Here is a 20,072-nt window from a genome sequence, read left to right as displayed (position 1 = left end):
GTTACTCCTTACATTCCCGGTGGTGGACCCATTGTTTCGCCCGTATCACAGCGACCAATTGAATTATCGGCTAATTGACCTTTAAAACGAGGCCCTATTTGATAAGGGAAAGAAGGCTGTAATTTACCATCGCTGTCTAACGTTAGTGTTATATGGTAGTGATAACCCTTGCCATCGTTAGTATCGTGGCCGTTATGCTCATCTAATTGAGCACCGGTTACTGTTTTTTGTGCGTAGTAGAAATCTTCAAAATAATAACCATCGTCGGCATTTAATGTATTACCAGAGAGCGTCGTTACTTCTGCGCCAATAGCAGGACCTGCATCACTTGTTTGTGTACCTTGGCTAACATCGTATTGATCAACTAAAGTACAGCTTCGCTCACCCTCAGTACCACAACCACCTTCACTTTCTGATGCGCCATAATCACGCATTTCCCAGCCGCTTAATGCAAGTTGACCGTTACTTTCATAAGGACCATAAAGCGGATAGCCATCAGCTGCAAACCCATAAATAGGTGAATGCGCATCGCCATCATCTTCAAGTAAATCAGCTAAGCAACTCGTGTAAAAATGGTGATGATATTCACCGTTAGCAGCATGTCCGCCACACACATCAACATCGTATTGCTCAGCAATGGGCGCTAATGTATACCAAATATTATTACCGTAGCTCATACCATCGCCCCAGTTAAATATACTGGTGCCATTAACCATTAAGCCAACTGTACCTAAACCTGTTTCGCAAGTTTCAGTGTCAGATAAATCGGTAGGTGTTATCGGAAAATACGCCTCAACGGTTTGTTCTGTCGGGCAACCTGGTCCTGGAGGCCAATAGCCTGCGCCGCCTGTGTCATCACAGTTTTCAGTGCTGCTGTTATAGCCAATATCTTCACCAAACGAAATAGTTTGCCCTACTGCTGCTGAGGTTACACCGTTATAAAAATCAGTAGCTGCACGCGGGCGATTATTTAACGTGTCTACTTGGTCTTGTGTAAGCGTTACGTCATATTTAGGGATGTCAGTTGTTTGCACATACATGTAATCAACGTCAGCATCTTCCTCAGTAACAGTAACAACCTCAATTGATTGAACATCTTCAACCACTGCGCCATTGTTTTGTATATAAGTAGAGGTTGTATCGTTATTAATTAACCAGCTGGTAAGTTTTGCACTATTATCAACTGCACCAGTATCTGAGCCTGAGTCTGATGAAGCAATAACATTAACTATAACTGTATCTACAACGACATCGTTTGTGCCGTCATCTGCACTGATTTCAAATACAAGTGCTTCATCGGTTAAAACTTCAGGTGCAACAAACTCAGTAGACGTTGCAGTACTTGAAGATAAGCTAACGGTAGTGCCTGATGTTTGTGACCAGCTAACAGATACTTCGCCATCATCTTCAACTGTTGAAATTAAATAAACGGTATCGCCCGCATTAACAGTTTGGTCAATACCGGCGTCAACCGTTGGAACACTATTACTGACTGTCTCGCCGTCTGTTGTAGTACTTGTAGAATCGCTATTACATGCGCTTAAAGCGATACAAAGCGCACTTAACGCGAATAACTTAGTTACATTAGAGGCTTTTGTTTTAAGAAGTGTTTTCAATGTTTGAACCTTTACTTTAACGTTTAATAAAACAAAGTTAACAAGTAAAAGTGCAAACATTGTGCACAAACTAAGGAAGAATAAACATAAGACTAGGGCGTGTTGATCTTTGGTGGTTGAATTTGCAGCAGTATGTTTGGTTTTTAGGCAAGGCAGAGCCTATGAAGTGTGGTTATTCCCCATAAATAGGCGATAACGCAGCATAAAGACCAAACATGCGCTGCCCTTTGGGTTCTTTCTAGGGACGATTGACTCTTTGTTGCTCGGTTTTTACTTAGCCCACTAGGTTACAAACCTCGCGCCGCGATTAAATCGCCCCTAGATTGAACAAATTTCAATCCACAAAGATCAACACGCCCTAAATTTGTGGTCGTTTAAGTACAAATTTGTCTTTAGTGGTTGCATAATAATCTCCACCCATTCTACCTACCGCATCTAAAAGTGTTGGGTCAATATAACCGTCAACAAACACTTCATCGTCAACACAAATACCCACTATGTCTAGTAACATCATTTGCCCGCCACCTGGCTCGCTTGAAATAGTAATAACTTCGCGTAGCTTACACTCATAGCGTACTTTTGAATCAGCAACACTCGGCACTGCGACCATTTGGCTATCAATTTTAGTTATATTTGCAGCATCAAACTCACTAACATCACTAGGATAATTAGCACAGCTTTGATTCATTTTTTCAACCAGTTCATGGCTCACAATGTTAATCACACATTCTTTAGTCGCTAATAAGTTAATTAATGTATCTTTACTTGGTTTATCGCGTGGATTTACTTGCGTCACACTCAATACTGGTGGGTTACAACTCGCTACTGTAAAAAATGAGTAAGGAGCAATATTAGCCACACCGTCGCTACTTAATGTACTTATCCATGCAATTGGACGAGGGCTGATCCCGCCAACTAAATACGAATAAACATTAAGCTCTTTATTTACAGTTAAATCTAAAAACATACTTTTCCTTTTAATACATTAAAACTAAATCTTAATTCAAGTTAGTTACGTATAGGTTTGGCTGACTCAGTTAAATAACAAGCTAATTTTTATCTCTATTTAAAGCAATAAACAAATTATATGAAAATAAACATCGTGTGGTTTAAACGTGATTTGCGTCTTAGCGATCATCAACCATTAAAAAATGCATTCAGTAATGGCTTACCTACCCTATTACTTTATAACTTTGAGCCATTACTGCTCGAAGATGCACACTACAATGAGCGGCACTGGCGCTTTGTATATCAATCAATAGTTGAGTTAAACAAGCAACTAGAGCGTTTTAACGCCTGTGTTTATATATTTAATTTAAATATGAGCGATTTACTTGAATCGTTAAAGGCACAGTATGAAATAGTTAATATTTTTAGCCATCAAGAAATAGGCTTAAATAACACCTTTAAGCGCGATAAAGCAATAAAAGCATGGTGCCAGCATAACCATATTAACTGGCAAGAGTCGCAAACAGGCGCGGTTATTCGCGGCAAAAAAAATCGTAATAATTGGAACGAACGCTGGCAGCAAACAATGCAAGCACCTATTGCTGTTCCTAATTGGAAGAGTATAAAAACAATTACCCTCAATAACTACCAAACACCTGAGCTACCAAGCGCTTACATGCAAGATCACGACAGCTTTCAACAAGGCGGCCCGCTGCATGCGCGAACTGTAATGCAGAGCTTTTTTGCCGAGCGCGGTAAAGGTTATCAAAAAGGAATATCGAGCCCAAGTTTAAGCCAAACACATTGCTCCCGACTTTCGCCGTACCTAGCATGGGGGAACATTAGCCTTAGGCAAGTGTATCAAATGGCCATTGATGAATATCATTCAAAACACCCTGACAAAAGAGGCTGGAAGCGCCCGCTTGCTGCGTTTGTATCGCGCTTGCATTGGCACTGCCACTTTATGCAAAAGTTTGAGAGCGAATGTTCTATGGAGTTTTTAGCCCTTAATCCGGGTTATCATGTATTTCCGTATCGTGATGATGAACATGTTAAAAACGATATTGAACGCTGGGCGCAAGGTCAAACAGGTATTCCCATTATTGACGCTTGCATGCGCTGCTTAAAAGCCACCGGCTATATAAACTTTAGAATGCGCGCCATGCTTGTAAGCTTTGTAACGCATCATTTAAATATAAGCTGGCAGCAAGCAAGCTTTCCTCTCGCTAATTACTTTTTAGATTTTGAGCCCGCAATTCACTATCCGCAAATTCAAATGCAAGCCTCGGTAACAGGCATAAACACCATTAGGCACTACAACCCAATTAAACAATCAGAAGATCAAGATCCAACAGGTTCATTTATTAAAAAGTGGTGCCCCGAGCTTGAAAAACTCCCTATTGAATATTTACATCAGCCTTGGGAGCAAACTCCAATGGAAGCACTCTTTAACGACTTTAAGTTAGGGGAGGATTATCCCGAACCCATGCTTGATTTAACAGCAGCCTCAAAAGAAGCACGCGAGCGCTTATGGCAATACCGTGAGCGAGCCGATGTTAAACGCGCCATAGGGAGGATTCTTAAAAAGCACGTTGGGGGTACTCAAAAAGTTACTCGAACAAAAAGTAAAACAGATACTAAAAGTAACAGCAAGGCTAAGTAAGCATGGCGCACAAAAAACTAAACTTACCTCAGAAAATATGCCCTATTTGTAATAAACCTTTTACGTGGCGTAAAAAATGGCAGTGCGACTGGGATAACGTTATTTTCTGTTCAGAGCGCTGCAGGCGTAATAAATAAGAGTAATAATTAACTGGCGTCTATTTTGCAACATCATCAGCAATTAATGCTTTTAAGGCTTTATATAAGTTTATTTTGTAAATAACGCTTAGCTAACCTGAAAAGCTTACACTCAAGCAAGGAGAAGATGATGACGATTAAAAAAACGGCTAGTTCAACATGGTCTGGCGATATTAAAACAGGCAAAGGTAGCATATCAACTCAAAGTGGCGCGCTTGATAAACAACCTTATGGTTTTAATACCCGCTTTGAAGATAAGGCAGGCTCAAACCCTGAAGAATTAGTAGGTGCAGCTCACAGTGCATGTTTTAGTATGGCACTTTCGCTTGCATTAGGTGATGCAGGCTTTACCGCAGATAAAATTGATACTAAAGCCACTGTAAGCCTTGATGAAGTAGATGATGGTTTTTCGGTGACGCATATTACCCTTGAAGTAAAAGCGCGTATTGATGATATTCAAAATGAGCAGTTTCAAGCCTTATGCGAGCAAACCAAAAAGAACTGTCCTATTTCCAAGCTCTTAAATACTGAAATATCACTAGATGCGACACTTCAATCAGCATTTTAAATATTTAGACTTAACTATTTAGACTTTACTATTTAGACAGTTTCCTACTAAGCAAGCCAAGTAATTACTTGGCTTGCTTATTATAAAGAAGTATTTTTAGGTTTATTCCAGCTCAAAGTATTTACTGCAAGCCCTATTCCCATCCCAATTGCTGGCCATACAACCCATATATAACTAGGCGAAGTTAGTAAATTTATAACGCTTAGCAAAGTTAAAATAAGTAAATATCCTTTAATTTTTTTGCCTAATGTCACTGTATTGCTCATTTATATTCTCCAAGTGATGTATGTCGCTATTATTATTTTAATAAGCAACGTACACACTTGCTAAATGTCACTAAGTGATCTGACATTAGTCATCAATTTTCATTTAATTACATAGTCATTTATTATGTGTAAAAACATAAAAAACAATACTTTAATCTATTTGTGTTAGAATCTCAACTAACCTAAACAAATAAACATAAAAGGATGAGCTAAATGAGCGAAAAATCAAAAGATTGTGAAAAAGTTACGTGTAGTAACTGTGCTGACGCTAACGATCTCGAATTTGATTTTTCTATGGCTTTTCAACCGATTATAAACTGTAAAACTAATCTTATTTATGGCTATGAAGCGCTGGTTAGAGGTTTAAATGGCGAGTCTGCTTATTCAATCATTTCAAAAGTGAATGAAGACAACCGCTATGCATTTGATCAGCTTTGTCGTATTAAAGCCATTCAACTAGCCTCAAAGCTAGGCATAACATCAATGCTAAGCATTAACTTTTTACCTAATGCTATTTATAAACCAGAGCGATGTATACGCACCACACTAGAAGCGGCAAAAAAGTATAACTTCCCAATTCAAAATATTATGTTTGAATTTACTGAAGTTGAAAAAATAGAAGACACCGCACACATTAAACGCGTTGTTGATTACTATCAGTCTCTCGGATTTAAAACCGCCACTGATGACTTTGGTGCAGGTTATTCTGGTTTAAATCTGCTGGCTGACTTTCAAACAGATATTATCAAGCTGGATATGGCGCTAATACGCGATATAAGCAACGACAAAAAACGCCAATTAATAGTAACTCATTGCTTAAATATGTTTCGCGATTTAAATATTATCGCACTGGCTGAAGGGATTGAAACAGTAGATGAATATACATGGCTTAAAAACGCAGGTGTTGAGCTTATGCAAGGGTATTTATTTGCCAAACCAAGCTTTGAAAACTTGCCTGAAGTAAATTTTGAGGAAATAGGTGCTGATTAATACCCAGCACCTATTTTAAGTTTATTGAAACTAAGTACGCTTAAACTACATATTACCTAGCTCTATCATCATCGCTGTGTACATACGTAAATTAAGCTTAAGTTGCTCAATGGTCATAAATTCATGCTCTGAGTGACCGGTGTAGCGCTTGCCTGGCATTGAAGGACCAAACGATACCGCATTATCAAACAGCTTTGCGTTAGTGCCACCACCTATTGATACAAAGTCAGCTTTTTCGTCGCCCGTAAAATGCTTGAAAATATCAAGCAGCTTTTGCGCATGCGGCGCGCTATCAAGCAGCATAGGTGTGCCAATAATTGTTTCTATGTTAGCAAGCGTTACATTGTTAGCAGCTTGCCAATTAGCGAGCGCATCATCAATTTGCTTTTGTAATACAGCTTCGTCTTTACCCATAGGGCGACGTGCATTTACAGCAAGTGTTAGCGCATTACCATCGCGCTCAATAACGGTTGGTGCCACTGTCATCGGGCCCATAAAGTCGTGCTTGTAAGCTATTTCGCCAAACTGTTTACCATGAATATCTAAACCAATTAACTGATTCACAAAGTCGATTAGCTCACCGTCACTGTTATTTTCAAGCTCCACGCCTTTAAATAACTCAGCTAAATAAGCAATGGCATTTATACCCGACTCCGGCTCAGATGAATGCGCCGACATACCTTTAACGCTTATTGCTAAACCATTACTTTTTTCACTAAAGTTAAACTCAACTTTATTTAATGTTTTGGCTTTTGCTTTTAATGTATTAATAAGTGCAGCGTCTGCATTGTGAAGTACTAAGCTGGCGTCTTCTGGAATTTGGCTTCTAAACGCACCGCCAGTTACATCCTTTACATATAAACCCGTTTGTGGTGATGTTGCATTAAAAGTAGGTGCAATTAAGCTCCAGCCTTTCTCGGCAACCACTACAGGATATGATGCATCAATCGTTACTGCATATTTTGGTTGTTCATACGTTTTCATAAATTGAGTAAGCGGACCCCAATCAGACTCCTCAGCAAGGTAAATCATAAGCTCAATTCGGTTATTAAGGGTTATGCCTTTATCTTTAATTGCTTTCATGGCGTAAAGCGCTGTTGCTATTGCACCTTTATCGTCTTCCGTACCACGACCAACTAATTTTCCCGGTTCAGATGTATCAATAATAAAAGGACTTTGTTTCCATTTGCTAGCATTAGCAGGTTGCACATCACCGTGCGTTACTACCGTTACTTTTTCGCTTTGCTCGCCCATTCCAATTAAAACGGTGTAGCCTAAATCTTGGTAGTCAAAACCAAGCTCTGCGGCTTTCATTTTTAAAAGTGCTTTAAAGCCAATAAAATCGGGATTTTGAGGAGCGGTAATGTCGCTTTTATTAACGGTCGGAAAAGCCACTAAGTTAGTTAGTGTGTGTATTTGAGCATTTTGGTAGGTATTTACTGCGTAATCGGCAACGCTATCAATATTTTTATTTAACTGCGCATGAGCACCAAACGCAAATAAAGCAATACTGGCTAAAGCTAACTTTTTCAAAACAATTCCCATTTAATTAATAACTAAGAGCGGTAATTATAACGCTATGAAGCGCTTACTTATAGCTCTTTACGCTAAACACGCAGGTAACTTAAGCTGAATATTTATATAGCAGCTTTTATGAGGATGAATGTATAATGCGCGACTTAAAATTAACAGGGTATTTAATTGTGAACCGTCGTAAAAAAATCGTCACTAAATTTCAAAAGAAAGATAAACGCACTAACGCTAAACTACATAAAAGCAACAAACCTGGTTATGTGTCAAAAGCTGAGCGCGAAAAACTAGCTGAACAAGAAAGTAATGAGCCACAGGCAACCCAAGAGTAACTCTACGTTACCTGTTCCTTTGATAGTTTAAAGTGGCAAAAGTACCGACCACTTACATAACCGACTACTGCCGTGGCGACTATAAGTTCAAACGTAGCTAAGTAACTAACTGCATCTACATATGGTATTGCGAGGTTTATACTTTGCATCCAGTCTTTCATTTTAAATAATGCAGTTGCCCCAATAACCATTGGAAATGTAAAAGCAGCGTAGCTCGGCGTAAAAGGTCTGCGTAATAACTTTATAAATAACACATAAACAATCAGTGTTTTTATTATCGCTAATATAAATAATGCGCCCACTATAAAGAGTGATGGATTAGCAACAATATGAAAATACCCCGCTAATGTTAAACTGGCAGGCGCAGCTAAAATGGCAAGTGTTGGCTGTATTTCGTAGTCACTTTTTAATGCTAATAAAAAACGATAAAACATAATTGGCAGCATAATACTGTACGTTGATATACCAATCACCAGTGCGCTATAAGCTAACCACGCTAATGTCGGATTTCCCGAAAAAGTAACATCTGCAATAATTATCCCCACTGGCGGCACAAACCAGCTGGGCGCCATATCCTCAAAGTTAAACTTTTTTGCTCGCTGGTATAAAAAACTCACCAAAAATGTGAGATGCAGCACAAAAGCTAAAACCCACATAATGTCGCCAGCTAATGAATTAAATTGCCCAACTGAGTTTGAAATAACAAGATTAGCCATTGCAAATGTAGGGATCACACTTCCTGCAACTGGGTGTGCTAAATCGGCTTTTAATAAATGAGGGTGTAGTAAAAACTTAGCAGCCAAAAGTAAAACTAATACGCCAGCTAGTACCGCTCCCAAAAATTGCCCTTGGGAGTTTAAATTAAAAACGTTTTCCCATGTCCATCCCATACTAGCAATACCCAAAGCTAAACCGGCCATAGCTGTTGGCGCACCCATCACTTTATTTTTAAATTGCTTAAACACTGTACTTCCTAATTATTGGGTGATGAACAAGTTACTGCTTTTTACTGCATTGCCTTAAAATAACGCTGTAAAATTAGTACAAGCGTGCTTAATAGAACGCTTTTTGCATACAAATATTTCATAAAAATAAGTTTACGGCTTACATATTAGTTATTAGTTATTAAAGCGCAAAAAAAAACCATAACGTGGTTATGGCTTTTGCTTTATTTTTAATTTGAATGTGAGGTTAATTAAAACGCGTAACTAACGCTTAAATTAAATGAACGCCCCTGCCCTGCAAGTTGTTCAAACCCGTTGCTGCTATCTTGTTTAAGTGCCGCAATACTTACACCACCTAGCGGAAGTTGGTAGTACTCATCAAACACGTTACTCACTTCAGTACTTAGCGTTAATGAATCCCATGTGGCTTTAGAGCTTAAATTAACCAGGCTGTAGCTGTCTGTTTGGTTTTCAAAACGATTATTATCTACACGGCTTTTAGTATCGACCCACTGCCAAGATAACGCGTTTTCAAATCGACCTATTTGCTGGCTAATACCTAGCTGGGTTTGCAGTGGTTTAATTTGATAAAGCGGCTGGTTAGTATCGTCGCGCTTACCTCTCGTATTAGTAACATTAGCGTGTAACTGCCAATTACCTAATTGCTTAGATTCATAAATGTTGGCTGTTAAATCTATTTTTGCACCATACAAAATAGCATCTACATTAGTAAACTGAAAAATGTTACGCGCAGTGTTGTCCAAGTCATAACTATTGAAGCTTCTTACAATATCAGCATCAATATAGTCACTCACATCTGTATACCACACATTGGTGCTTAACCGCCAACCATCATCTTTAGCCTGCTTAATATAAGTAGCACTTATTGTATGCGCTGTTTCAACGTCTAAATCAGGGTTACCAATATAACCATTACCATCACCATACCAACCAATCATGGTGGTTGCCATGGTGCTTACACCCCAACTGTATCGCTCGTATAAATTAGGCGCTCGGTTTTTACGGGCAAGACCAAATTGCAGCTCATCATAATTTGTTATTTGGTAGTTAATTAATAAGTTAGCATCAACTATAGTGTCGGTTTTATCTCTGTCGCCAGCATTAAAATTCTGTGCAGCGATGGTATTATCTGTAGACGTATCGCTCATGGTCATACTTTTCATACTACCCATGTCGCTCATATCGTCCATATCCGTCATGCTCATACCATCGTTGTAAGATTGAACCTCTCCAACGTGGGTATTAATACTTTCAATACGTACGCCTGCGTTTAACCATAACTTTGTATTTACTTGGCTCTCAAATTCTGCGAATGCCGCTATGCGCTCTCGTTTACCGTTATTTACATTTACGTAATCGTCTGGTCCCATCATGGTTGAGCCTTCAATACCTGGCCACCAATCATCAATACTGTAATTGTAATATTCTTGACCGAGTAAAATACTGCTGTTTTTATCAAGCGCGATACGCCATTTAAGCTGCGTACTTATATCTTGTGCATCGGTTTTCATTCGCATCATGCCTGTTTTTTCTTCACTGAAAAAACCCATTTCGTGCTTTACGCTATGCCAGTTAACTTGCCCTTCAAGCTCGCTGTTTTCAAAGGAGCGTTTGTATTGAGCTATTGCACCGTAGCTGGTGTTATCGGTCATATCCATATACTGATTTGCAAATCCCTGATACGGGATTTTTTGATGCGTTAGCTTTATAACTAATTGCTGCTTATCATCGCGCATAGCTGCGGTTAAACTATGATTTTGTGCTCGATACAATGTATCTAATACTACATCGCCGTTACCGTCTTCATAACTATCTGCGTCACTAAACGAACCCTGATAATTAAGGCTAAACGTGTCACTTGCTAAACGTGCACCAACGCCAAGTTTACGTCCGTTATCAACGCTACTGTACTTTGCTGACACATAACCTGAGTGCCAACCTAATTCATTGCTATCGCTATACTGTGGTGAAATAGAATTAACGCTTATTACACCGGCAATATTATCGCCGCCCGCGCTTACTGGCGACACGCCTGCAACCACATTGTAAGACGTAATTTGATTAGCCGAGATATACGAAAGTGGCGGGTTCATATGATTAGCACATGCAGCGGTTACATCTGCACCATCAACTAACACTTTAATTCTGTCGCCCATTAAACCATTTAAAATAGGTAAGTTAGATACGCCGCCCGCTGCTGAAAAATCGACACCTAAATCACTTAATAACGATTCTGACGAACCAAGTGCTAAATGCTTATTTTGAGCATGTCCGTGTACTTCAATCACTTCTAAAGGCGTATCGTCGGCAAATGCAAAAGGAGATAGCACACCGCTAATAAAAAGTGCGACAGGAGTTAGTAAATATGTTTTTTGAGTTTTGCTTTTATAAACCATTGTTAATTTATGCCACTGTAATAATTGGCGTAATTATAGTGTGAGTTGCAAAAGCAAAAGCGCGACATATTGTCGCACTTTATCAATTTAAAATGTTGTTAGGTGTGTTTGAGCACATAAGAAGGCAGCTTTAAACATAGGAACATGCAATTAACTAAGTATTTAACTTAGCTACCGTTTGAGAAACAATATCGGCTCCACGTTCAATCTCTTTAATGACCTCAGACACATTAGCAATAAGCTCTCTTCCTTGTTTTGATGAGTCTGAAACTGACGTTATTTGCTTTGATATATCATTAGTGAGCTCTTGGTTATTTTTAACAACACTTGCTATTTCATTAGTAGATCGACTCGTACTGGCTGCAAGCTGCCTTACTTCATCAGCTACTACAGCAAAACCTCGACCATAATCACCAGCACGCGCTGCTTCTATTGCGGCATTAAGTGCCAGTAAATTAGTTTGATCCGCAATGCTGCTAATTGTCGAAACAATGGAACCTATGACCGCAGACTGTTCATTAAGATTTTTTATTAAATCTACCGATTTAAGTACTTGGCTTACAATGGCGTCGGAGTTCGCTATAGAGCTTTGTAGTATTTCAGAGCCTTTTTTAGCGGTTGTAGCAGTAGCTACCGCCGATTCATGTGCTATTGCAGCGGCTTCTGTCACTGCACTGTTATTATTAATTCGATCGGTAATATTTGATGCAAACTTAATTATTTTAATTACATTACCTTTGCTATCTAAAATTGGATTATAAGTTGCTTCTAACCAAATTTCTGAACCGTCGGCGGCAATACGTTTGAATTTTCCTGACTTAAACTGCCCCTGCGCTAATTCACTCCAAAAGCGTGGGTTTTTCTCATAAAACAATTTAGTACAAAACATTTTATGATGCTTGCCTACAATGTCTTTTAAGCTATAACCTATTGTTGCTAAAAAGTTTTGGTTCGCCTTTAAAATATTACCCTCTGGGGTAAACTCTATTGTAGCCAAGGCTTTGTCGAGTGCATTTGCAATAGCTTCTTGCGCTTTTCTTTGTATGTAACTGGTCGTAATATCAGAGGCTATTTTAATAACTTTGGTGACTACGCCGCGCTCTTCTACAGGAAAGTAAGTTGCCTCAAGCCAAAGCTTATCGCCATTAGCTTTGTACCTTAAAAACGAGCCTGCTTTAGAATTCCCTGTTTTTAATGCTTGCCAAAATTGACTATATTCGTTTGACTTTGCATATTCAGGTTCGCAAAACATACGATGATGCTTACCAATTATTTTCTCTTTGCTATACCCAATCGTTTTTAAAAACAACTGGTTTGCGTCTAATATTATTCCATCAGGTGTAAACTCTATATAAGCAACGTGCTTATTAATTGCCGATAAAATAGATTGTTTTTGAATTAATTGAAGCTCCATTTCTTCAATTTTTGCGTTTCTTTTAGAAATACCAAACATATAAAAACCTTAAGGAGTAAATTAGTACAAAAATTAGCAAATTAATGTGATATCAATATGTAGCTGTACTGTAAATATAAGCTTTAAATAACCTTTCGGCTAATATTTAATATCTTATATATATATGCTTTATAAATAGTTTTTTTATTTTATAAATGTTAAGTAGTATTTTCTTCTAATTAACATTTTAAAAACCTAATAAAACCACTAATTTATGCATGACTCTGTACTTTTTTTAACTTAAAATAGCGCCCTCACAGACTACCCTCTTACACCAAAATTTAAGCATACACATAATATGTCCTATTCTAGATCTATTGTGCAGTTTCATTTTTAAAATTAAACCTTAAGGGATCATCTATGGCATCAGATGTAACGTCGGCATCTAGTCAACTTAACAGAACCGCTATTTTACTCGTATTAGCGCTAGGCACATTTATTTTAGGATTATCTGAGTTTTCGATGATGCCTATGCTGCCACTAATTAGCGAAACATTTGGCTCAACGCCATCACAAAGTGGCTATGCAATTAGTGCTTACGCCATTGGTGTTGTAGTGGGTGCCCCTATTTTAATGCTTACCACTGCTAATATGAGAAAGCGCAAAGCATTGCTCATATTTATAAGCTTAATGTTTGTCTCAAACGGATTAAGCGCGATGGCAACGTCGCTTGAGCAGCTTGTAATATTTAGATTTTTAAGTGGTTTACCTCATGGTGCATATTTTGGCGCGGCTATTTTATTAGCATCGGATATTGCCCCAAAAGGTAAGCGTACTAGCTTTATGTCTAAGGTGTTTATGGGTTTAACTGTGGCCACTATTGTTGGTGTGCCTGTTGTAACACTTGTGGGTCAAAACCTTAGTTGGCGGTACTGTTTAGCCGGCGCTGCAGTGCTTGCATTTATTGCTTTTATTTTTGTTTACAAAGTAGTTCCAAATATAGATAACGCTAAGCCTTCTAACTTACTAAACGAGTTTGGCGTACTTAAAAACAAACTGGTTTGGTCTATTTTGGGTATTGTAATTATTGGCTTTGGCGGGGTGTTTTGTATTTATACTTACATTGCCGACACCATCTTAGTGGTAACAAAAACAGCCCCGTATACTATTTCTATCGCAATGGTAATGTTTGGTATTGGTTGTACGCTCGGTAACTATGTACTGGGTAAAGCTGCCGATAAATCAGCAATTAAAACGACTGGCCTTGCGCTTGTATGTACCATTGTATTTGCCTTTGTTTATGTAACGGCAAGCCATAATATTTGGGCTCTTTACGCAGTGATCTTCTTTATTGGTTGCAGTGTGGGCTTGGCTACGCTGATTCAAACGCTTTTAATGGACGTTGCACCCGAAGGCCACGCTATGATTGGTGCCTTAGTACAGTGCGCATTTAATACTGCCAATGCTATAGGCCCTTGGGTCGGTGGAATTGCAATAGCACAGGGTGCTGCACCTAATCAAACAGGTTACGTAGCAGCTGCATTATTTTTAGGTGGTTTGGGTATGTGGCTACTAAGTTACTTACAACTAAATAAACAGCAACCAACAGCGCAAGCTACTAATTAACTTGAGTTCAGATTAATTTAAAATACAAAAAGAGCCGCTAATTAGCGGCTCTTTTATTTTTAATTTACCTAGGGCCTGTTGACCTTTCAGGATTAAAATTTGTTCAATCTAGGGGCGATTTAATCGCGGCGTGAGGTTTGTAACCTAGTGGGCTAAGTAAAAACCGAGCAACAAAGAGTAAATTGCCCCTAGAAAGAACCCAAAGGGCAGCGCATGTTTGGCATTTATGCTGCGTTATCGCCTACTTACGGGGAATAACCACACTACATAGGCTCTGCCTTGCCTAAATACCAAACAGTCTGCTGCAAATTCAACCTCGAAAGATAAACAAGCCTTAGTAAATTAAGCGTTTAACGATGCCATATCAATAACAAAGCGGTATCGTACGTCAGACTTTTCCATACGCTCGTATGCAGTGTTAATTTCGTCAATGTTGATCATTTCGCACTCAGGTAGCACGTTATTTTCACCACAAAAGTCGAGCATTTGTTGCGTCTGTGCAATACCACCAATAAGTGAGCCTGCAATACGACGGCGACCCATTAACAGTGGCACCGTGCTTAGCTCATCTACAGGACCAACTTGGCCTACAATAACTAAAGTACCATCTACATCAAGTAGTGGTGTGTAAATAGATAAATCATGTTTTACAGGGACCGTATCTATAATGACGTCAAAGGCAGATTGCGAGTCTTTCATTTCGTCATCATTAGATGACACTAAGTAGTGCTGAGCACCCAATTTAACCGCATCATCTTTTTTAGACTCACTACGGCCAATTACCGTAACGCTTGCGCCCATTGCAACTGCATTTTTAACGGCCATATGGCCAAGTCCGCCTAGACCAACAACACCAACACGGCTACCTTTTTTTACGCCCCATTTATGAAGTGGCGAGTAAGTAGTAATACCTGCACAAAGTAGCGGTGCTACGCGAGAAAGGTCTAAATTTTCTGGCACGGAAAGTACGAATTCTTCGCGTACAACAACATGTTTAGAATACCCACCTTGGGTCATTTCACCACTAATGCGGTCTTTGCCTGCATAAGTACCAATCATACCTTCGCGGCAAAATTGCTCTTCATCGTTATCACATTGATCGCAGCTTTGGCACGAATCAACCATACAACCAACAGCAACCGTGTCGCCTTGCTTGTATTTTTTAACGTCGCTACCTACCGACATAACTTTACCAACAATTTCGTGCCCAGGTACCAATGGGTAGTCACTGCCACCCCAATCATTTCGTACGGCGTGTAAATCTGAATGGCACACACCACAATATAAAATTTCAATTTCTACATCGTTATTTCGTAAATCGCGACGCTCAAAAGAAAATTCTGTCAATTCAGAACCTTGGCTTTTTGCTGCATATCCTACTGTCTTCATAATAACTCCATAGTGGTTAAAAATTTAAATCATCAACAGCATAGTACATAGCCTGTGAATAGAACCTGACAATATAAAATAGGCACAAAAAAAGCCCAAACAGTGTTTGGGCTCAATCATTAGTACTAGGGCGCTAAATTTAGTTATTTTGCAAGTAAGCTGTTTAATTCATTAATAATTGAATGAATGCGCTCTGCATTTTTTCCTAAATCACTACGCCCTACTCGCGACTTACTACGAATATCAACAAAACGTTGGCTGCCTTCATCTTTAATACGAATTACCACATCGTCTTTAAAACCAAACCACGTTGTTGTATCGGTAGCTTCCACAATACCTGTAGCCGTATTTGCACTTACCAATGCAAAGCCAAGATTTTTAACTGCTTGTTCGCTTGCTGTCATTAAATCGGCTTTAGATTGTGCAAAGCTTAACGTTACCAGCTCCGGGTATGCTTTGCGTTGCTGTACTGCCGTTTCTTCACCCGCGTATTCTACTGGGTTAGATGCATTTGCACGTAGTGGTGCAATTGCTACAAATTTTGGTGGATTAACTAAATCAGTTGAAATGTCATGAATTGCCGGTACACCTTCAGCCTTGTTCATCATATTAAGTGGCATAGCAATAGCCACAACCGAAAATACAAGTGCAATAACACCACTGCTTAGCGTTAACGTTTTACGCATAAATAACGCTTGTACTATAAGTAGCACCAATGCAGCGCCACCAGCATAAACGCCAAATTTAAACCCCGTAAACGCAACACCTAATTCTACAATACCAAATTTATACAAAGGCCCTGGCAGTATGACGAGTAAAAAAGCGATTAAACTAACTAAGCTCACTAAAACTTTCATTTTATGATTCCTATATTGTGTGTGATTTTTATTATTAAAACAGATAAGCACTATTAACCAGTAGCTTATACTACTAACAAGTGCTTTTAGATTACTATTAGCGACTAATTACACAAAAAAGTCCAATGTTGTGTGATCAAAGTTACTCAAGTTTGGAAAAATATCAACAAGCTCAGAGCTTGGCACACCAAACCACTGAGCCAATGTGGCAAAGTACTGCTCATTTGCAACACTTGGAATTAAACGCCCGCCACCGGTATCTTGTGGGCCATCCAAATGTTGCGTTAGTAGCTCGCCATATATATTGCCGCCTTTTACTGCGCCGCCCATTACTATTTGGTTTCCTGCCCAACCATGGTCAGTACCATCGCCATTTGAGGTCAACGTGCGACCAAAATCAGACATAGTAAACGCAGTCACTTTATCAGCCATATCAAGCTCTTTCATCGCGCTATCAAATTCACTTAACCCTTGAGCTAACGTATTTAATAAAGCAGGGTGCGTTGTTAATTGGTTATCGTGCGTATCATACCCCCCCATAGAAACAAAAAACACTTGGCGCTGAGTGCTCAATTTTGCCTGTACGCTAATTGTTTTAGCTACTGCTGCAAATTGCTCACTAAGGCTATTATCGCTAAATGGGGTAATAAGTGCAGGCGCGCTTTCTAACGCGCTGTTCATTGCTTGAGTGTTATTTATCGCACTTGTTAAGCCATTGGCATAAGCTGTACTTAACGGATGGCTCGTATTGCCTAGTAAGCGGTTCATAATAGAAGTTACGTGCTCGCTACGAGGTTGATACCCTCCAAACGCGTTAATACTACTAATGCCACTTTTGTTAAGCGCAAATGCATTGCTAGCACTTCCCGTTTGCCATAGGTTAGTACCGTCGAGTGATACATTAGCTGCAAACTCATCTTGTAACTCTAAACGTTCTAAAAGTCGTGCGCCCCACCCACTGTTAAGTGATTGTTTTTCTCTACCATACATCCACGCAGCCTGCTGATCGTTATGCGAAAACAAATGCTTAGGCAAGCCTACTGTTTTATTTTTATAGTCACTCAATGTCGTGGGAGCGAGTAAAGTACCTACCCCGCCTATAAATGCTAAATTTTGAGATTCAAATACACTTTGTATAGGTTCAAGTGAGGGATGAATACCGACTCCACCGGCAAACTGGCTTTTAATACTTAACTCAAGTGGGCTCTCTACCGCTAGGTTCTGCCTACTTTGCTCGTAAACACTACGTTGCTCGCCTTCAAGCGGAACTAGCATATTTAACGAATCATTCCCTCCGTATAAATAAACACACACTAATGCTTTGTAATCACCTAGCTCAACAGCATTAGTCGCTCCAGTTAACGCTTGTAATTGCAGGCTTGTTAACGCGGCGGCCGATACGCTGCCTTTTACACATAACGACAAAAACTCTCTTCTATTAATGCTCATTATGCGCTCCTAATACTGCACGTTAAATTCAGGTGAAATAGCAATCATATATAATAAATACGAAACCCGTTCACGGTATTGCTCTTCATTAAAATAGGCATCTAAATCAAATAATGCTTGGCGTGTGTCACTGCTCATTGCGCCTGCAAAATATAGCGTGTTGTACTGAGTTAATAGCGCGCTAACACCGTTTTTCTCTAAAACATTCATGTCGTCTTGAACATAAACATAAATACCATTTGAATTTAAATCACTGTGCGCTTCTGCGGTACTCCACACTAAACTTGCGTAAAGCGCGTTCATGGTGCCAATCAGTGTTGCATCGTTTGCTATTTGTAATTCTGGCGCAACAATACCTTCATTTCGTAAAGCTGCGGTTTGATAATCAGGCCTAAAAAAGTTAAATACCGAAGCCGACTGCATGGGCCCTTGCCCGTAGTTATTTATTAAATTCCATGTTTTATAGTAACCAGCCAAAGATTTAGCATCGAGATTTCGCCAAAACTGTACAGTTTTTAAAATAGGCTCTTTAATTTTACCTTGGTAATTAAGCACTGAGCCAAAATGCCGAGCTTCATCATCTAAGTAAATAGCCTTTACTACAGCCGCTAAATCGCCGCGTACACCAGCACCGTTATCAATAAATACATTAGCTACTCGCTCAACGTATTGGGGTGTTGGGTTTGACGTAATTAATCGCTGAATAAGTTGCTTAGTAATAAATGGCGCAACATTTTGATGATTAAATAAATTATCGAGCGCTATTTGCAATGACTCTTCTGCTGCATAACCTTGTGGTATAACCTCGCCATTTAGTAAGGTTTTTTGTTTACTAGAATGGTACTCGTCAAATGCTTCCATTGGCTTAATATAATCACGACTTTTGCGCTTAAATGTTTCACTATCGGCAAACGTCCAACCTGTAAATACGCGTGCAAAACCCTCTATTTCTACCTGTCCGTAAGTGGCAATGGTATTACCTTGTGCATCAAGCTTGGCGCTGCCATCCAGGTTTAGCTCTTCAAGGCCAATAGTAAATAACTGCATTACTTCACGTGCGTAATTTTCGTCTGGGCGAATATTAAGTGCATCGTCTGCTTTTTCGTTACCCAAATGGCTTAAGTAAGTCCCCATAATAGGCGAAAGCGTCACATCTTCGAGTAAGTCACGATAATTACCAAAGGCATGTTTGAGTAGCAAATCGTAATAAGTGATCATGCCCTCAGGTTGGCCTCTTAAGGCACTATTTTCATCCGACACCACTAATATTTCACTTAACGCAAACGCAACACGTTGACGAAGTTGATCGTCACTTTGCATTACTGCTTTCCACCATGCATCTATGCGGCTTATGTATTTAAAGTCGTCATCGTCATTTAGCTTTACTAAATAATCACGGTGATAATTAATAGGTAGCGCTATTTGTTTATCAAGCCATTGCTGCTCGCTTAAACCTTGTGCGTTTTGTATTTCACTAAGCTTAGGCCCCATTGTTGCTTGGTGTAGTAACCGTGCGGCGCTAATCTCATCCATATTATTGCGCGCTATAAAGCTCAGCGTTTTTACACTGCTTGCTCCTTCATTGTCGGTTGCTGTGACCGAAAAAGCGTAATTAACAGGCTTATAACTTTGCGCATTTAGCAGTGTTACTGAGGTGGTTACTGCCTCTAAAGGCCCGCTAATTAGTTCAGGCCCTTGCGTTTGTTGCCATACAACCGATGTAATAGTGCCGTCTTTATCACTGGCTGTTGCTGTTAGCTCAATTGTTTGGCCCTTACTTAATTCACTAGGAATATCAGCGACTGACAAAATGGGGATTTTATTTCCGTTAACGGTTGGCGTATCATCTGAGCCTGAACCACCGCAAGCGCTTAGTATAAAAACAGTGCTTGCGATCAGAGCAAATTTATAATGCATGTAAAGTCGTCATCATTTGTTAATTAAAGT

At 39.4% G+C, this 20,072-nt stretch carries 17 protein-coding genes; 6 read left to right on the top strand and 11 right to left on the bottom strand.

Annotated elements, in window-relative coordinates:
• Positions 1-8: 8 nt before the first annotated feature.
• Positions 9-1,676 (bottom strand): YHYH protein, encoded by a 1,668-nt coding sequence (locus GQR38_RS02245; protein ID WP_165721303.1) that lies wholly within the window; start codon positions 1,674-1,676, stop codon positions 9-11.
• Between the two features lie 298 nt (positions 1,677-1,974).
• On the bottom strand, positions 1,975-2,583 hold the full coding sequence (locus tag GQR38_RS02240) for a flavin reductase family protein (RefSeq protein WP_149594224.1): 609 nt from the start codon (positions 2,581-2,583) through the stop codon (positions 1,975-1,977).
• Between the two features lie 120 nt (positions 2,584-2,703).
• Between GQR38_RS02240 and GQR38_RS02235 the strand changes: the two genes are divergently transcribed.
• From GQR38_RS02235 to GQR38_RS02225, 3 genes are all read left to right on the top strand, one after another.
• Positions 2,704-4,227, top strand: a complete 1,524-nt coding sequence (locus GQR38_RS02235; protein WP_165721302.1) for a deoxyribodipyrimidine photo-lyase — start codon at positions 2,704-2,706, stop codon at positions 4,225-4,227.
• Between the two features lie 2 nt (positions 4,228-4,229).
• Positions 4,230-4,364, top strand: coding sequence for a DUF2256 domain-containing protein (locus GQR38_RS02230; protein ID WP_121954948.1), 135 nt, complete (start codon positions 4,230-4,232; stop codon positions 4,362-4,364).
• 130 nt (positions 4,365-4,494) lie between these two features.
• Complete coding sequence (locus GQR38_RS02225) at positions 4,495-4,932, top strand: OsmC family protein (protein ID WP_165721301.1); 438 nt, start codon at positions 4,495-4,497, stop codon at positions 4,930-4,932.
• 80 nt (positions 4,933-5,012) lie between these two features.
• Here the strand turns inward: GQR38_RS02225 and GQR38_RS02220 are convergent, their stop codons facing one another.
• A complete protein-coding gene (locus GQR38_RS02220) occupies positions 5,013-5,198 on the bottom strand; it encodes a 2TM domain-containing protein (protein ID WP_165721300.1) in 186 nt (61 codons plus the stop codon).
• 213 nt (positions 5,199-5,411) lie between these two features.
• Here GQR38_RS02220 and GQR38_RS02215 point away from each other — a divergent pair, with 213 nt between their 5' ends.
• Positions 5,412-6,188 carry an EAL domain-containing protein gene (locus tag GQR38_RS02215; protein WP_165721299.1) on the top strand — a complete coding sequence of 259 codons (777 nt, stop codon included), beginning with the start codon at positions 5,412-5,414 and terminating at the stop codon, positions 6,186-6,188.
• Positions 6,189-6,233: 45 nt separating this feature from the next.
• On the opposite strand, the gene GQR38_RS02210 is transcribed toward GQR38_RS02215, so the two are convergent.
• Positions 6,234-7,721: a dipeptidase gene (locus tag GQR38_RS02210; protein WP_165721298.1), complete on the bottom strand. Its 1,488-nt coding sequence runs from the start codon at positions 7,719-7,721 to the stop codon at positions 6,234-6,236.
• 137 nt (positions 7,722-7,858) lie between these two features.
• Between GQR38_RS02210 and GQR38_RS02205 the strand changes: the two genes are divergently transcribed.
• Positions 7,859-8,050 carry a DUF2986 domain-containing protein gene (locus GQR38_RS02205; protein ID WP_007581250.1) on the top strand — a complete coding sequence of 64 codons (192 nt, stop codon included), beginning with the start codon at positions 7,859-7,861 and terminating at the stop codon, positions 8,048-8,050.
• A gap of 2 nt (positions 8,051-8,052) precedes the next feature.
• Here the strand turns inward: GQR38_RS02205 and GQR38_RS02200 are convergent, their stop codons facing one another.
• From GQR38_RS02200 to GQR38_RS02190, 3 genes are all read right to left on the bottom strand, one after another.
• A complete protein-coding gene (locus tag GQR38_RS02200; RefSeq protein ID WP_165721297.1) occupies positions 8,053-9,015 on the bottom strand; it encodes a TDT family transporter in 963 nt (320 codons plus the stop codon).
• 230 nt (positions 9,016-9,245) lie between these two features.
• Complete coding sequence (locus tag GQR38_RS02195; RefSeq protein WP_165721296.1) at positions 9,246-11,411, bottom strand: TonB-dependent receptor; 2,166 nt, start codon at positions 11,409-11,411, stop codon at positions 9,246-9,248.
• Positions 11,412-11,565: 154 nt separating this feature from the next.
• Positions 11,566-12,864 (bottom strand): PAS domain-containing methyl-accepting chemotaxis protein, encoded by a 1,299-nt coding sequence (locus GQR38_RS02190; RefSeq protein ID WP_165721295.1) that lies wholly within the window; start codon positions 12,862-12,864, stop codon positions 11,566-11,568.
• 360 nt (positions 12,865-13,224) lie between these two features.
• On the opposite strand from GQR38_RS02190, the gene GQR38_RS02185 reads away from it, so the two are divergent.
• Positions 13,225-14,430: an MFS transporter gene (locus GQR38_RS02185; RefSeq protein ID WP_165721294.1), complete on the top strand. Its 1,206-nt coding sequence runs from the start codon at positions 13,225-13,227 to the stop codon at positions 14,428-14,430.
• A 342-nt stretch (positions 14,431-14,772) separates the two neighbouring features.
• On the opposite strand, the gene GQR38_RS02180 is transcribed toward GQR38_RS02185, so the two are convergent.
• The 4 genes from GQR38_RS02180 to GQR38_RS02165 all read right to left on the bottom strand — a co-directional run bounded on the left by GQR38_RS02180 (position 14,773) and on the right by GQR38_RS02165 (position 20,042).
• Positions 14,773-15,819 (bottom strand): NAD(P)-dependent alcohol dehydrogenase, encoded by a 1,047-nt coding sequence (locus tag GQR38_RS02180; protein ID WP_007581239.1) that lies wholly within the window; start codon positions 15,817-15,819, stop codon positions 14,773-14,775.
• A 143-nt stretch (positions 15,820-15,962) separates the two neighbouring features.
• A complete protein-coding gene (locus GQR38_RS02175) occupies positions 15,963-16,676 on the bottom strand; it encodes a DUF1499 domain-containing protein (RefSeq protein ID WP_010555166.1) in 714 nt (237 codons plus the stop codon).
• A 108-nt stretch (positions 16,677-16,784) separates the two neighbouring features.
• Positions 16,785-18,125 carry a DUF1501 domain-containing protein gene (locus GQR38_RS02170; protein ID WP_165721293.1) on the bottom strand — a complete coding sequence of 447 codons (1,341 nt, stop codon included), beginning with the start codon at positions 18,123-18,125 and terminating at the stop codon, positions 16,785-16,787.
• A gap of 9 nt (positions 18,126-18,134) precedes the next feature.
• On the bottom strand, positions 18,135-20,042 hold the full coding sequence (locus tag GQR38_RS02165; protein WP_165721292.1) for a DUF1800 domain-containing protein: 1,908 nt from the start codon (positions 20,040-20,042) through the stop codon (positions 18,135-18,137).
• Between the last annotated feature and the right edge of the window lie 30 nt (positions 20,043-20,072).

The organism is Pseudoalteromonas sp. c7(2019), from assembly GCF_011378625.1.
GTDB lineage: Bacteria > Pseudomonadota > Gammaproteobacteria > Enterobacterales > Alteromonadaceae > Pseudoalteromonas > Pseudoalteromonas arctica.
The sequence above is the reverse complement of the archived record's forward strand: the minus strand, read 5'-3'. Positions and strand labels throughout refer to the sequence as shown.

Coding starts and splice junctions, on each gene's coding strand:
- GQR38_RS02245 (WP_165721303.1), bottom strand. CDS start 1,676: ATGTTTGCACTTTTACTTGTTAACTTTGTTTTATTAAACGTTAAAGTA.
- GQR38_RS02240 (WP_149594224.1), bottom strand. CDS start 2,583: ATGTTTTTAGATTTAACTGTAAATAAAGAGCTTAATGTTTATTCGTAT.
- GQR38_RS02235 (WP_165721302.1), top strand. CDS start 2,704: ATGAAAATAAACATCGTGTGGTTTAAACGTGATTTGCGTCTTAGCGAT.
- GQR38_RS02230 (WP_121954948.1), top strand. CDS start 4,230: ATGGCGCACAAAAAACTAAACTTACCTCAGAAAATATGCCCTATTTGT.
- GQR38_RS02225 (WP_165721301.1), top strand. CDS start 4,495: ATGACGATTAAAAAAACGGCTAGTTCAACATGGTCTGGCGATATTAAA.
- GQR38_RS02220 (WP_165721300.1), bottom strand. CDS start 5,198: ATGAGCAATACAGTGACATTAGGCAAAAAAATTAAAGGATATTTACTT.
- GQR38_RS02215 (WP_165721299.1), top strand. CDS start 5,412: ATGAGCGAAAAATCAAAAGATTGTGAAAAAGTTACGTGTAGTAACTGT.
- GQR38_RS02205 (WP_007581250.1), top strand. CDS start 7,859: ATGCGCGACTTAAAATTAACAGGGTATTTAATTGTGAACCGTCGTAAA.
- GQR38_RS02195 (WP_165721296.1), bottom strand. CDS start 11,411: ATGGTTTATAAAAGCAAAACTCAAAAAACATATTTACTAACTCCTGTC.
- GQR38_RS02190 (WP_165721295.1), bottom strand. CDS start 12,864: ATGTTTGGTATTTCTAAAAGAAACGCAAAAATTGAAGAAATGGAGCTT.
- GQR38_RS02185 (WP_165721294.1), top strand. CDS start 13,225: ATGGCATCAGATGTAACGTCGGCATCTAGTCAACTTAACAGAACCGCT.
- GQR38_RS02180 (WP_007581239.1), bottom strand. CDS start 15,819: ATGAAGACAGTAGGATATGCAGCAAAAAGCCAAGGTTCTGAATTGACA.
- GQR38_RS02175 (WP_010555166.1), bottom strand. CDS start 16,676: ATGAAAGTTTTAGTGAGCTTAGTTAGTTTAATCGCTTTTTTACTCGTC.
- GQR38_RS02170 (WP_165721293.1), bottom strand. CDS start 18,125: ATGAGCATTAATAGAAGAGAGTTTTTGTCGTTATGTGTAAAAGGCAGC.
- GQR38_RS02165 (WP_165721292.1), bottom strand. CDS start 20,042: ATGCATTATAAATTTGCTCTGATCGCAAGCACTGTTTTTATACTAAGC.